The 13,601-nt window shown below is 57.0% G+C and carries 11 protein-coding genes and 1 pseudogene; 10 read left to right on the top strand and 2 right to left on the bottom strand.

Going from position 1 to position 13,601, the window contains the following annotated elements; translation table 11 throughout:
- Positions 1 to 10: 10 nt before the first annotated feature.
- On the top strand, positions 11 to 1,048 hold the full coding sequence (locus AC1DFB_RS20695) for a zinc-dependent alcohol dehydrogenase family protein (RefSeq protein WP_480922728.1): 1,038 nt from the start codon (positions 11 to 13) through the stop codon (positions 1,046 to 1,048).
- A gap of 65 nt (positions 1,049 to 1,113) precedes the next feature.
- On the opposite strand, the gene AC1DFB_RS20690 is transcribed toward AC1DFB_RS20695, so the two are convergent.
- On the bottom strand, positions 1,114 to 1,701 hold the full coding sequence (locus AC1DFB_RS20690; RefSeq protein WP_480537159.1) for a hypothetical protein: 588 nt from the start codon (positions 1,699 to 1,701) through the stop codon (positions 1,114 to 1,116).
- A gap of 84 nt (positions 1,702 to 1,785) precedes the next feature.
- Positions 1,786 to 1,917: pseudogene (locus tag AC1DFB_RS20685) on the bottom strand (helix-turn-helix domain-containing protein); the annotation flags it as partial.
- Positions 1,918 to 2,048: 131 nt separating this feature from the next.
- Between AC1DFB_RS20685 and AC1DFB_RS20680 the strand changes: the two are divergent.
- The 9 genes from AC1DFB_RS20680 to AC1DFB_RS20640 all read left to right on the top strand — a co-directional run bounded on the left by AC1DFB_RS20680 (position 2,049) and on the right by AC1DFB_RS20640 (position 13,585).
- A complete protein-coding gene (locus tag AC1DFB_RS20680) occupies positions 2,049 to 4,025 on the top strand; it encodes a CocE/NonD family hydrolase (RefSeq protein ID WP_480922727.1) in 1,977 nt (658 codons plus the stop codon).
- Positions 4,026 to 4,050: 25 nt separating this feature from the next.
- Positions 4,051 to 5,616, top strand: a complete 1,566-nt coding sequence (locus AC1DFB_RS20675; RefSeq protein ID WP_170509482.1) for an ABC transporter substrate-binding protein — start codon at positions 4,051 to 4,053, stop codon at positions 5,614 to 5,616.
- Positions 5,617 to 5,702: 86 nt separating this feature from the next.
- Entirely contained in the window at positions 5,703 to 6,641 is a 939-nt protein-coding gene (locus AC1DFB_RS20670; protein ID WP_170394255.1) for an ABC transporter permease, read from the top strand.
- Positions 6,642 to 6,652: 11 nt separating this feature from the next.
- Positions 6,653 to 7,510, top strand: coding sequence for an ABC transporter permease (locus AC1DFB_RS20665; RefSeq protein ID WP_170394253.1), 858 nt, complete (start codon positions 6,653 to 6,655; stop codon positions 7,508 to 7,510).
- Positions 7,507 to 8,487 (top strand): ABC transporter ATP-binding protein, encoded by a 981-nt coding sequence (locus AC1DFB_RS20660; RefSeq protein WP_170561648.1) that lies wholly within the window; start codon positions 7,507 to 7,509, stop codon positions 8,485 to 8,487. The genes AC1DFB_RS20665 and AC1DFB_RS20660 overlap by 4 nt, the downstream gene beginning before the upstream one ends.
- Complete coding sequence (locus AC1DFB_RS20655; protein ID WP_480706300.1) at positions 8,484 to 9,428, top strand: oligopeptide/dipeptide ABC transporter ATP-binding protein; 945 nt, start codon at positions 8,484 to 8,486, stop codon at positions 9,426 to 9,428. Before AC1DFB_RS20660 ends, AC1DFB_RS20655 begins: the two co-directional genes overlap by 4 nt.
- Positions 9,429 to 9,431: 3 nt before the next feature.
- Positions 9,432 to 11,075 carry an amidohydrolase gene (locus AC1DFB_RS20650; protein ID WP_480922726.1) on the top strand — a complete coding sequence of 548 codons (1,644 nt, stop codon included), beginning with the start codon at positions 9,432 to 9,434 and terminating at the stop codon, positions 11,073 to 11,075.
- Position 11,076: 1 nt separating this feature from the next.
- Positions 11,077 to 12,582, top strand: a complete 1,506-nt coding sequence (locus AC1DFB_RS20645) for a M81 family metallopeptidase (protein WP_480922725.1) — start codon at positions 11,077 to 11,079, stop codon at positions 12,580 to 12,582.
- A 301-nt stretch (positions 12,583 to 12,883) separates the two neighbouring features.
- The gene (locus AC1DFB_RS20640) at positions 12,884 to 13,585 is read left to right on the top strand and encodes an acetyltransferase (RefSeq protein ID WP_170735976.1); all 702 of its coding nucleotides are present in this window, start codon (positions 12,884 to 12,886) and stop codon (positions 13,583 to 13,585) included.
- Positions 13,586 to 13,601: the final 16 nt, after the last annotated feature.

The raw sequence follows: 13,601 nt of genomic DNA, 5'->3' as shown, positions 1-13,601 counted from the left end.
AGAGCACACTATGAAGGCTGTCCTGTTCGAGAAGTTCCGACAAACCCCCAAGGTTGTCACAGTCGACGACCCTGCACCCGATACTCATGGCGTTGTTCTGAAGGTCGAAGCCACTGGCGTTTGTCGCAGCGATTGGCACGGGTGGATGGGGCATGACAGTGATATCGAGCTGCCTCACATACCCGGTCATGAGTTGGCTGGCGTGGTCGAAGCCGTCGGACGGGATGTAAAGAACTGGAAAGTTGGCGACAAGGTATCCGTGCCTTTCATCTGCGGCTGCGGAACGTGCAGCGAATGTCACGCAGGGCATCAGCAAGTCTGTCTGTATCAAGAGCAACCCGGCTTTACCCATTGGGGCAGTTTCGCGGAATATGTGCCAATTCATCAGGCTGACCTTAATTTGGTCGCGCTGCCTGAAACCATGGAATTTGCAACCGCCGCCAGCCTTGGCTGCAGGTTTGCCACTTCATTCCGCGCGATCGTCGATCAAGGAAGGGTCTCGGCCGGTCAATGGGTTGCCGTACATGGCTGCGGTGGGGTCGGTCTGTCAGCCGTTATGATTGCTGCCGCCGTCGGGGCCAATGTCATCGGGGTTGATCTAGACGAAGCCAGACTCGAACTTGCGCAAGAACTGGGTGCAGTTGCGACCATTAACGGTACAGATGCTGATGTTCCCGAAGCGATCCGCGAAATCACCAAAGGCGGCTCCCATGTGTCAATCGACGCTTTGGGTCATCCCGTCACTATGACCAACTCAATCCTCTGCCTGCGTCCGCGCGGCAAGCACATTCAGGTCGGTCTGATGCTGGGTGATCACGCTTCGCCAGCAGTACCCATGCCAAAGATCGTAGGACAAGAGATCGAACTGCTTGGTTCGCACGGGATGCAGGCGCATCGCTATGGCGCGATGCTCGACATGATTGAAAATGGCAAGTTGGATCCGGCCCGGTTGGTGGGGGAAAAAATCAGCCTGGAAGACGCGCCCAAGGCCTTGATAGGGATGGATAAGTTTACCTCAATCGGTGCGACGGTCATCACAAGGTTCTGAGTCACAAACAGGATCCGCCCCGTGCGAAAATGGCGCCACTAAACGGCGATTTCAAAATGCATCACTCAATTGGCAAGTTCTGTTGGTATCGCAGAAAAATGGGCATCGCCTGATCCCAAAAGGTACTTTCGGACCGCCAGGTCGATTGATTTACTCTGTTCTGAATAGACACCGCAGGCAGTGAGCGCTTCACGGGCGGTAATGCGCTCATCAAGCCGTTTCCAGATTGTTTTCGCCGCATAAGGGTGTGGAAACGGCCGCCAAGCCACACCCATTGTCATGCCACGCAAGTATTTTAGCTGTTGGCGATGCGCGGAATAAAGGATGGTCTGCGCAATGCTTCCTTCCTTGCCGCATTCATGTTCCGTGGCGAAGATCCTGTTACCGCGCAGGGCAACCAGCCCTTCGTAGCGCGAAATCTGCCGAACGCTTTTGTCCGGGGACGTGGCGTTTTCGTGCGAGCGGATCGTCACCACGCCATCCACCTCCTTAAGTCGGATCAGAGAACAAAAAATGCGCCCCTGCCAAGACGGGGTGCAAAAGAAAGAATGATAGAAGCCCACATAGCGTCTGAGATTCTTCACCTGATCACTGTACGGCTTAACAAACAAGCTGGCAGGAGTTTCTTTCCGACGGACGATCGAGTCTTTCAATGTTTCTTCGAAATCCGCCCGAGGCGCAAAAAGCTGCGCCTCAGGCAGATCGAAATACCGAGCGATACGGCGTAGGTTGTGGGCTGATGGCAAGCTTTCGCCGTTGAGGTAGCGATTAAACTGCTGCCTGTTCAGGCCGATTTCTCGACAGACTTGCGAGATATTGCCTCGCTCGGCGCACAAAGACCGTAAATTTGCGGAAAAACTTTCGGACATAAGTGTCATTTCTTTCGCGTTTTGACGCTATAATGCTAAAGATTGAATAAAAGCGCGTAAAGTAGCTCAGTTCAATAATTTTCGGAATGCGGGTTGGCTGTACCAAACGCAACAACGGGACCTCGCTCCGAATGTCCACAAAAATCATCGAAAACACCTGGATCCCCCTGCCGGATGGTCGGAAACTGGCTGCACGAATTTGGTTGCCCGAAACCGGGCCGTCACCCGCCATTCTGGAATACCTCCCCTATCGCAAGCGGGATGGAACTGCGCCGCGAGATGCAACCACTCATCCAGTATTTGCCGAGGCAGGATACGCCTGCATCCGCGTCGACATTGCCGGAACCGGTGATAGCGAGGGGCAGTTCGACGACGAGTATTCGGAACAGGAACTCTGCGATGGTGAAGCCGTTCTGAGTTGGATCGCCGCACAAAACTGGTGCGACGGAAACATTGGGATGATCGGTATCTCCTGGGGAGGGTTCAATGGGCTGCAGCTGGCCTTTCGCCATCCGCCCGAGCTCAAGGCGGTGGTCAGTGTTGCCTCGACCGTGGATCGGTACGCCGATGACATACACTTCATGGGCGGCTGCCTGTTAAGCGACAATATCAACTGGGGCAGTCAGATGTTCGCCTATTTGACACGGCCCGCAGACCCCGAGCTGCGATCTGATTGGCGAGAAGACTGGCTTGCCCGACTTGAGAATGTACCATTCTCAGCAGCCGATTGGCTGCGTCATCCAACGCGCAGCGCGTTCTGGAAACATGGCTCGGTTTGCGAGGATTGGTCGGCGATTCAAGCTCCGGTTCTTGCGATAACGGGTTGGTCGGATGCATATGTCAACGCTCCGCCAGCGCTGGCAGCAAATCTGGCCGTGCCGTCAAAAGCGCTGATCGGACCGTGGGAGCACCGCTATCCGCATATCTCGAAACTAGAGGCTGGGGATTTCCACTCCGAGGTGATCGGCTGGTTTGATCGCTGGCTGAAGGGGCAGCAGAATGGCGCCGAAGACCTGCCCGCCTACCGAACCTATATGCAGGATCATTTTGGCCCGAGCAAAAAGAACAAACCCAGGCAGGGCCGCTGGATCGCCGAGACAGAATGGCCGTCGCCCAATGTCAGCGATGAAGTCTGGCATTTGGGATTGGGTGGGTTTTCCGACGTCGCCATTACGGCCGAGACAACCGTATCGAATCCTGCCCATATCGGACAGGCTGGCGGGTATTTCTGCCCGGGCATGCGGATCGACAATGAGTTGGCCGAAGATCAGGCAGCCGACGACGCACTGTCGCTTTGTTTCGATACGGCACCGCTGGACAAGCCGCTTGAACTGCTTGGACGGGCGCGACTGAAACTGTCCTTCACCGTGGACAGACCGGTAGTCCAACTGATAGCGCGGTTGTGTGATGTCGCCCCGGATGGGGTTTCTCAGCGGATCACCTATCGGGCGCTGAACCTGACGCACTACAAGAGCCACGAGACCCCTGAAGCGTTGGTTCCCGGTCAGGTCTACAGTGCGGAAATCGCACTAAATGAGTGCGCGCATCGCGTGAAACCCGGTCATATCCTGCGTCTTGCGCTGTCTACCGCTTACTGGCCTATCGTTTGGCCCGCGCCAGAAGCGGCAGAGGTGACGTTACAACTGCAAGGTTCGGCGCTGTATTTGCCGGTTCGGACGATGTCTGAGGAAGCTGATCCTGCACATCCCGGACCAGCGCAGGATTATCCGACGTTGCAAAGCACCGAGCTGCGCGCGCCGTCGGGCCGATCCGAACGGCGCATCGAAGCGGACGGAACCGTCGTACTTGAGACATTCGACGACTACGGCAAAGCACAGGACCCCGGCCACGGCCTGATCGTCGGAAGCCACGTCGCCATGCGCTATGCGATCCATCCCGATGACCCAGCGACCGCGCAATTCAAGGCGGGCTGGCGTTTCACGTTCGAGAGGGACGAATGGCAGGTCGAGATCAGCACCGAAAACGCGATGACCTGTGACGTCGAGAATTTCTATCTGCATCGAAAACTGCGCGCCACCGAAGGCGCGGACAAAACAGAAGTTCTGACAAAGGAATGGAACAAAACCATCCCGCGCAGGCTTCTGTAAACGATCTGACCCAAGGGAGAACATCATGAAAATCGAATGGACAAAAGCAAATGTCGGGCGCAGGGGCTTCTTGAAAGGGGCAACTGCGCTTGGGGCGGCATCCGCGCTGCCTGCAAGCTGGGCCAATCGCGCCTTCGCCGCTGATGACGGGGTGTTGCGGGTGCGCGCCTACGGTGATGCCCAGAACATGGACCCCGCACATTCCGTCGGTGTTGTCGAAGAAGAAGTGCATGCCTCGATTTACAACAAGTTGATCCAATACAAGCCCGGCGAGGAATGGGGTTGGCAGCTGGATGCGGCGGCGATGATCGAGCAGGTTGACCCGACCCATATCAAGTTCGCCCTACGCGATGATATCGGTTTCACCAATGGCTTCGGTGCGATGACCGCTGAAGACGTGAAATTCAGCATGGAGCGCATCGTGGACGATGCGACCGAAAGCCCGAACAAGCCCGATTTGGGTCCGTTCAGCCATGTCGAAGTGAGCAGCGAACGCGAAGGTACCATCGTTCTGAACGAGCCGTTTGCTCCGATTTGGTCGATCGCCCTGCCCTACATAACCGGCAACATCGTCTCGAAAGCTGCGGTCGAGGCCGCAGGGGGCCGCATCGGGGCTGATCCGGTCGCTGAATCCGGCCCTTATCTGCGGGACAGCTGGTCACCCAAAGAAAAAACCGTGCTTAAGCGCAACCCGGATTGGAAGGGTGACGCACCAACATGGGACACAATCGAAATCCTGCCGATCGACGACGAAAACACCGCCGAGATCGCCTTTGAGGCGGGCGAACTGGACATGACTCGGGTTTCGCTGGGATCGGTCGAACGCTATCGGGCCGGTGTTCCGAACGGCGGATCTTTGGTCGAGAAACCCTCACTGTTCTATGTCTGGTTGGGCATGAATCTGGATCACCCCAAGCTTCAGAACCCAAAACTGCGTCAGGCGATTCAACATGCAGTCGACGTACCAAGCATCCTAGAGGCGGCCTATTTTGGAGCCGCTGAACCCTCGACAGGCATCATCGCACCTGGCCTTGCGGGCCACCGCCCGCAATCTCTGGTCCCTCCGGCGGCAAACTTCGAGAAAGCGGCGCAATTGCTGGCGGAATCTGGCGAGACCAATGTGACGCTTACGCTGGACACGCTGAACAAGACCACTTTCACAACGACGGCTCAGATCATTCAGGCAACTCTGGCGCAGATCGGGATCACGGTCGAAGTCAACGTACTGGAATCCGGTGCATTCTGGGCAAGCGGAGACAACGAGAACCTGCAACTGGTTCTGAACCGCTTCTCGATGACCCCCGATCCATATTATGCGACGGCCTGGTTCACCACCGAACAGGTCGGCATCTGGAACTGGGAGCGGTTCAGCAACGCTGAATTTGACGAAATTCACAACTCGGCATTCAAGGAAGCGGATGTGGCCAAACGCGCTGAGATGTATCAGCGGGCGCAGGATCTGATGGAAGAAAGTGGTGCCTACCGCTTTATCACCCACGAGGCGACACCGGTGATTCATTCGGCGCGTGTCACCCCCGCGCTAAGACCCGACGGTCTGGCACTGCTGCGGTACTTCGGCAAGGCGACCTGACCTCCCCAAGGTCGGTTATGTCCGGCGGGGTTTGACGCCCGCCGGACAAAACAGCTCGCCACCCATCCAAAAGGAGCCAGCTTTTCATGTTGAAGTTTGCAACCCGCCGCTTCGGGCTAGCGCTGCTTATCCTGTTCGTGGCGGTTACCGTCATGTTCCTGATGATCCGCGCCGTCCCCGGGGACCCGGTCCAGATCATGTTGGGGCCACGCGCAACACCTGAGCTTCAGGCCCAGCTCACCGCTGCGTTGGCGCTGGATCAACCAATCTGGAAACAGCTGGTCATATTCTATGGAAACCTGGCCCGTGGCGATCTGGGAATCGACGTATTCTCGGGCCGGTCAGTGACAGATATCGTGTTCCAGCAGCTACCCTACACTCTGGAACTGATCTTTGCGTCGATCCTGTGGTCCGCCACTTTGGGAATTGCACTTGGGGCATATGCCGCTGCCCATCCAAACACTCTGATCGATCGCATTGCGGCGGCGATTTCGGTCAGTTTTGTTGCAGCACCCGCCTTTGTCGTAGCACTTCTGTCGCTATTGGTCTTTGCCGTGCATCTTCAGTGGTTTCCAGCCATCGGCGCGGGCGAAGGCTTCTGGGGTCGCATTGATCACCTCGTTTTGCCCGCCTTTGCCATCGGGCTAAGCTGGGTGGGCTACATCGCGCGGTTGGTGCGCGCCTCGATGTTGGAAGTCTTAGGCGAAAACCACGTTCGGACCGCACGTGCCTTCGGTATCGCAGAGCGCCGCGTGGTGATGGTTTATGCCTTGCGTATCGCCATTCTTCCGGTTGTCACGGTGATCGGCGTCGGCATGGGTTTCCTGCTGAGCTCGGCCGTATTCGCCGAAATAGTGTTCGCGCGCCCGGGTCTGGGGAAGCTGGTGATCGACAGCATAACCACCCGCAATTACCCGATTGTCATGGGCTCGGTTCTGATCTCAACCGGTTTGTTCGTCGTGTCGACCGCACTGGCGGATCTGATCAATGCGTGGCTCGACCCACGCGCTAGACAAGCGCATTGAGGAAAGCCGAAATGGAAAAATCTCGTTCTGAACTTGGTCAGATCATTGTCGGCGTCGCCCGCGACCCTCTGGGTCTGATTGGTTTGGTCATTGTCGGCACCATCGTCTTCTGTGCGATTTTCGCCTATTGGATTGTGCCCTATGATCCTGTGGCCATGGATATCAAAGCCCGGTTGCAAGGCCCGTCTGCCGAGCACCTTCTGGGTACGGACCAACTTGGCCGCGATACGTTTTCCCGCGTGATTGCCGGCGGTCAGGTTGCGTTGAAAGTCGCCTTGCCTGCGGTCTTTGGTGCGATGGTAATTGGCCTAACCTTGGGAATGATTGCGGGGTATGGGCCAAAATGGCTCGACAACCTGTTGATGTTGTTCTTTGACACCATCCGATCCTTCCCAACCGTGATGTTCGCGCTGGCCGTTGTGGCCCTGGTCGGTCCCAGTTTGCAAACGGTTGTGTTCGTGGTGATGGCGACTTCGATCCCAACCTATGGCCGTGTGGCGCGAACGCAAACCCTGACGTTGCGCAACTCCGAGTTCATTCTGGCCGAGCGGTCGATGGGGGCCAGCATGGCCCGCATCTTGGGTGTGCACATGCTACCAAATATCGTGGGGGTTTTGGCCGTCCTGGCTGCTATGGACATCCCGACGGTAATCGCGCTTGAGGCGGGGCTGTCCTTTCTCGGGCTTGGCGTGAAGCCCCCAACCCCCAGTTGGGGCGCACTTCTGAAGGACGGGTATTCCCTGATCCGACAGACACCTTGGCTGGTGGTGGGCGGCGGTCTGCCGATCATTCTGGCAACCCTGGGCTTTACGTTTTTAGGGGAATCGCTGCGCGACGTGGTTGATCCCAAACTGAGGAAACAGCGATGACCGAAACTCTTCTGGAAATCGAGAACCTCAGCGTCGATTATGAAACGGCACGCGGAGATCTCAAGGCATTGCGGGATCTCACCTTTGACATCCGCAAAGGTGAGATCGTGGGTATTGTCGGTGAGTCTGGTTGCGGAAAGTCAACCTTGATCTCGTCGATCCTGCGGCTGACCGCACCGAACACGCGGTTCCGGCAAGGCGAAATACGCTTTAAGGGGCAGGATCTGTTGCAAGTGCCTGAACGCAGGATGCGTGATCTGCGCGGGGCCGATATCTCAATCATCTTTCAGGACCCGATGCAGACCCACAATCCGGTTCTAACCATTGGCCAGCAGATGGTCGATATTCAGCATCGATCAAAGACAAGCAGGCAGGTAAAACTGGCCAATGCGGCAAAGATGCTGGGGGCTGTTGGAATTCCGGACCCTGAAGCGCGCTTAAAGCAGTTTCCGCACGAGTTTTCTGGCGGAATGCGACAGCGGATCGCCATTGCCATGGCGTTGATTTCAGAACCCGACCTGCTGATCGCGGATGAGCCGACCACCGCGCTGGACGCCACGCTTGAGGTGCAAATCATTGAGCGCTTGCAAGAGCTGCAGCGCGAGTTCGATTGCGCCATCCTGTTCATCTCGCACCATCTGGGTGTGATCGCGGAACTCTGTGATCGCGTAGTGGTAATGTACGCAGGCGCCGTGGTCGAAAGCGGCGAGGTGCGCGAGATTTTTCACAATCCCAAGCACCCTTACACACGCCGTCTGATTGATTGCGATCCCGGCCATATCAAGGAACGCGCGCGGGTTCTGCCAACTATTCCGGGCGAAGTGCCCGATCTGGCCAACCTGCCCGGCGGCTGTATTTTCCGCGACCGCTGCGATCAGGCGATGCCACGCTGCGCAACGGACGTTCCGCCCTTGGATCGTCTGAAAGAAGGGCATCACGCCGCCTGCTGGCTGAACCATGAGGAGGCCGTGACATGAGCCTGCTGAATGTCCAAGACCTGCAAACCAGCTATGGCCCGGTCAACGTGCTGGCGGGCGTCAGCTTTGAGGTCGAAGCTGGCGAAACCTATGCGCTTGTCGGCGAAAGCGGTTCGGGCAAGACAACTGTCATCCGTGCGATTGCGGGCCTGGCCCCGGCGCAGGCCGGTTCGGTCGTGTTTGACACGCAAGAGATACGAGGCGCGCCGGAACGGGTAATGCGTCCGCTGCGCAAGGACATGGCGATGATGTTTCAGGACCCTGTGGGCAGCTTGTCACCACGCCTGACAATTCGAAGCCTGATCACGGAACCCTATCGCATTCAGGGCATGAAAGATCGCGATCTGGATGCCGAAGCCAAGCGTCTGCTGGAAATGGTGAACCTGCCGGTGCATTTCGCGGACCGCTACCCCTATCAATTGTCCGGTGGCCAGGCACGACGGGTTGGTGTTGCCCGCGCTTTGGCGCTGGAGCCGAAACTGATCCTGGCGGATGAACCAACGGCGGGGCTGGATGTCTCGGTACAGGGTGAGCTACTGAACCTGCTCAATGACCTGCGGGAACGCCTGGGCCTGGCGATGGTGATCATCACCCACAACCTGAACGTGGTGCGCCACGTGGCAGACCGCATGGGCATTATGTATCTGGGTCGACTGGTCGAGGAAGGCACGACAGAGGCGATCTTCGACGATCCGCGCCACCCCTATACCCGCTGCCTGCTCAGCGCCAACCCCGAGCCGGACCCCGATGCGCGCCTTGAACGGATCGCGCTCAAAGGTGAGCCGCCCAGCCTCTTGCAACGCCCGTCGGGCTGTGAGTTCCGCGAAAGATGCCCGTTTGCCAAAGACATCTGCACACAGACACCGCAATGGGAGGTTGCGGCGGGCCACGGGCTGCGCTGTCTCGCACCCTTGTCGGGTGCGCCTGCTCCGGGTCACTAAAGGATGAGGGAAACACTCTATTTCGGCGGTCCCATCCTGACGATGGACGCCGACAATTCCCGACCCGAGGCGGTGTTGGTGCGGGACGATGTCATCAATGCGGTGGGGGACGAAGCAACGCTGCGGCGGCAGATGTCATCCGATGCGGGTGTATATGACCTAGCTGGCCAGACCCTGATCCCAGCCTTCTTCGACTCGCACGGCCACTTCCCAGATCCCGGCTTCATCCAGCTGTTTCGGGTTGATCTTGCATCACCTCCGCGCGGCGCGTGTATGGATATGGCGCAAGCTTTGGAAAAGCTGCGCTGCCGGGCCGAAGAGACGCCTGAGGGCGATTGGGTGATGGGCGTTTTGTTCGACAACACCGCCATTTCAGAAGGCCGCATGCCTACCCGGGCCGAACTGGATGATGTCTCAACGGCGCATCCAATCTGGGTTCTGCATGCTTCGGGTCACAATGGCGTGGCCAATTCGATGGCGCTGAAGCTGCATGGCGTCAATCGCGACACCCCGGACCCGACCGGAGGGCGTTATGGCCGCGACCCCGATACCGGCGCCCTGACGGGGCTGGTCGAAGGGCTGTTGGCCATGGGCGAAATGGGCGACACTGATTTTCTGATCGACCGGGACAGGTTCTGGCAAGGGTTCAACGCCTGCCGTGATGAGTATTTGTCCCACGGAGTAACTTATGCACAGAACGCTTGGGCATCGCAGGTTATGCTCGACCACTTTGCCAGCCTTCCTGCCGATCAGGATCCCGGCATTGATTTGGAATTGTTGCCAATTGCCGATCTGGAACCGGCTCTGAGCCAGGGCTGGATCGACAATAACTGGCCCGGCAACCCACATTTTACGCTGGGTGCGCGCAAGCTGTTTACCGATGGTGCATTCCAGTTACAGACTGCCTATCTGTCTGCGCCCTACCACAAGTCGCTGGACCCCGATCACCCCTGTGGCATGATCTATGCCACGCAGGTCGACATGGATTCCGAGGTTCTCCGCCTACACGCTATGGGGTTTCAGATCCATTGCCATTGCAACGGGGATGCCGGGGCCGAGATGTTCATCGATGCGGTGGACAAGGCCTTGCTAGCGCATCCGCGAGACGATCACCGCCATACAATCATTCACGGCCAGGTTCTGCGCGACGATCAACTGGACCGCATGGCGCGGCTTGGAATAACTGTCAGCTTCTTTTCAGCACATGTGCATTTCTGGGGGGACCGACATTACGATACCTTCCTCGGCCCGGAACGCGCTGAACGGATTTCGCCAGCCGCAACTGCGGAACGATACGGTGTACGCTATACTATCCACAATGACGCGTCGGTTACGCCAACGCGGCCAATCCATCTGGCGCATTGCGCGGTGAATCGACTGACTGCATCCGGCCGGCAACTGGGTGAAAAGGAAAAGGTCAGCGTACTGTCTGCGCTACGGGCACAAACCATCGATGCGGCGTGGCAAGTGTTCAAAGAAGATCAGCGCGGTTCGATTGAGCCCGGAAAACTGGCAGATTTCGCCATCCTTTCTCGCAATCCCCTAGATGATCCTGAACGGCTACTCGACACATCGATTGTTGCAACCATCCGGCGAGGTCAGATTGTGTTTGGCACCACCAAATCCAGAAAAGAACTGGAATTTTAGAATGACAGCCAAACGCATTGCCATTGCCGGATTTCAACACGAAACCAACTGCTTCGGAGCGACCAAAGCGGGTCTGCCCGAGTTCGAGATGGCAGATTCCTGGCCCGAAATGTTGCATGGCGCGCGTGTCATCGCAGACACCAAAGGCATGAACCTACCCATCGCCGGGTTTTCTTCCGCCGCGAACCAGGCAGGTTTAGAGCTTTTCCCAATCCTGTGGTGTGCGGCAGAACCTAGCGCTCATGTCACGGATCACGCGTTCGAGAAGATATGTACTATGATCTTGGATGGCCTTCGCGGCGCGGGACCGCTGGACGGAGTGTATCTCGACCTGCACGGTGCCATGGTGACTGAAAGCCTTGCCGATGGTGAGGGAGAGCTGTTGCGCCGAGTACGTGATCTGGTAGGGCAGGACGTTCCGGTCGTGGCGAGCCTGGACCTGCATGCCAATATCTCTGACCAGATGATCTCGCAGGCGGACTATCTGGCAATTTTCCGCACGTACCCGCACCTCGATATGGGCGAAACCGGTGCACGATGCGTACCGGTTCTGCAAAGGCTACTGGCCGGAGAGAAACTGCACAAAGCCTTCCGGCAGGTGCCCTATCTGATCCCATTGCATGCGCAATACACCTGGGCCGCACCGTTTGATGAGATTTATCAGTTGCCCACCCGGTTCGAACAGGCCCATGTCTATGCAGAAATCGCGCTGGGTTTTACAGCGGCCGACTATCCCGACACTGGTCCGTCCTGCGTTGCCTACGCGACCAGTGCCGCGCAAGCGACCGCCGCAGTAGATCAAATTGTCGACCTTTTTCTGGCCCGAGAACCTGATGTGGACTGCTCTATGTTGTCGTTGGACGAAGCCGTTCTGGCCTGTCGTTGGCATCGCGACAAACCGCTCGTGTTAGCGGATGTACAGGACAACGCAGGCGCAGGCGGCACATCCGATACCACCGGACTTCTGGCCGCTTTGATAGAGGGGGACGCGCAGAAGGTGTTGATGGGTCTCTTCCACGACGCCGAAAGCGCAGAGAAAGCGCATCGTGCAGGCCAAGGCGCAAAATTGAACCTGGCCATCGGCGGAAAATCAGGTCTGCCCGGACACCACCCCGTTGTGGCAAAGTTCGAAGTTCTGGCGATCGGAGATGGCATCTGCCGATACTCAGGTGAGATGTACGGAGGCGGCATCGCGACGCTTGGCAAAACGGCCGCTCTGAGGATGATAGAGTCTGGCGCGAAGATAGACTTGGTCGTCACCAGTGTGCGGAACCAATGCCTAGACCGCGCTCATTTCACCCATATCGGCCTGAATCCCACATCCTATTCAGTGATCTGTGTCAAAAGCACCACACATTTCCGGGCGGATTTCCAACCCATCGCAAGCGACGTGAAAGCCGTTGCCGCTCCAGGCACATTTCTCTGCGATCTGGACCAGATCCCCTATTACAACATCGGAGGCAAACGCCGCATCGAAACAAGTGGACCCAAAACCAGAAACCATTGATTTCCAACCCGCATCGCAGCTCGCAATCGACATAGCAGGCGCAGAAACTGCATCGAGATCCCGCTCGTAAACTAAGAGATTGGAAACTTCTCGCTTCACGTTTTGACAATGCTGCGTCATCATTCGCTTCAAACCTACAGAAGATTGGGCTTAAACCGCTTCTGTTCGGCAGAAACCCAAACCCGTCATGACCAAGCTTTGATGGAGCAACCTTGTGGGGCATCCCGACCCAGCGAACGGACCCTGCTAGCGACACACCATTATGGAAGCGGTTGCGCGCGTTGATCGTATAAGCCATCGTTTGGACGAGTTCGAAGTCTCAACCTTGCGCCTCTGGCAATCAGAAAAAATGTTTGGATCAGAAAAAATGCAGCGATTAGTTATTCTTGGCGCGGGGGGAAATGGGCGCGTTGCCGCTGAAATTGCGGAGCTGTCAGGATGGAAACAAGTTGTGTTTCTTGACCCCAATTGGGAAAGCCAACGCCAAAGTGGTATTTGGCCAGTAGTCGATGATGATCGCACGGATGTGCTGATGAGTCAGCCTCATGACAGCTTTTTCTTTGTTGGAGTAGGTGACAATAAGAAACGTGCATTTTTACAAGAACGACTAGAAGATCTTAATCTGCCTATCGCCACTTTGGTGCACCCCAAAGCAATCGTGTCTCGTTATGCAGACGTTGCACCAGGCTGTTTGATTTCAGCCGGTGCCGTTGTGAATATCGGCTGCAAGATTGAACGCGGGACAATCGTAAACACAAATGCCAGTATCGACCATGACAGCAGCGTCGGCGCATTTTGCCATGTAGCGCCCGGTTCTCAGATCGCAGCAGATGTTACTTTGGGTGAGCGGGTATTCATAGGCGTCGGGGCAAGCGTGCGAAATGGAATTACAATCCTGGCCGGAGCGGTTGTTGGCGCAGGCGCTACGGTGATCAAAACGGTCGCGGCGGAGCAGTTAGTCGCTGGCACTCCGGCCCGCCCACTAAACCGCACTGATCGCTAACACTCTCATAAAAAGG

The organism is Ruegeria sp. S84 (assembly GCF_056583445.1).
Note: the sequence above shows the minus strand (reverse complement) of the source record. Positions and strands in the feature narration are given on the sequence as shown.

Bases quoted from the DNA above. Each gene is read 5' to 3' on its own strand.
- AC1DFB_RS20670 (WP_170394255.1), top strand. From the start codon at position 5,703: ATGTTGAAGTTTGCAACCCGCCGCTTCGGGCTAGCGCTGCTTATCCTG.
- AC1DFB_RS20650 (WP_480922726.1), top strand. From the start codon at position 9,432: ATGAGGGAAACACTCTATTTCGGCGGTCCCATCCTGACGATGGACGCC.
- AC1DFB_RS20695 (WP_480922728.1), top strand. From the start codon at position 11: ATGAAGGCTGTCCTGTTCGAGAAGTTCCGACAAACCCCCAAGGTTGTC.
- AC1DFB_RS20660 (WP_170561648.1), top strand. From the start codon at position 7,507: ATGACCGAAACTCTTCTGGAAATCGAGAACCTCAGCGTCGATTATGAA.
- AC1DFB_RS20665 (WP_170394253.1), top strand. From the start codon at position 6,653: ATGGAAAAATCTCGTTCTGAACTTGGTCAGATCATTGTCGGCGTCGCC.
- AC1DFB_RS20680 (WP_480922727.1), top strand. From the start codon at position 2,049: ATGTCCACAAAAATCATCGAAAACACCTGGATCCCCCTGCCGGATGGT.
- AC1DFB_RS20675 (WP_170509482.1), top strand. From the start codon at position 4,051: ATGAAAATCGAATGGACAAAAGCAAATGTCGGGCGCAGGGGCTTCTTG.
- AC1DFB_RS20655 (WP_480706300.1), top strand. From the start codon at position 8,484: ATGAGCCTGCTGAATGTCCAAGACCTGCAAACCAGCTATGGCCCGGTC.
- AC1DFB_RS20645 (WP_480922725.1), top strand. From the start codon at position 11,077: ATGACAGCCAAACGCATTGCCATTGCCGGATTTCAACACGAAACCAAC.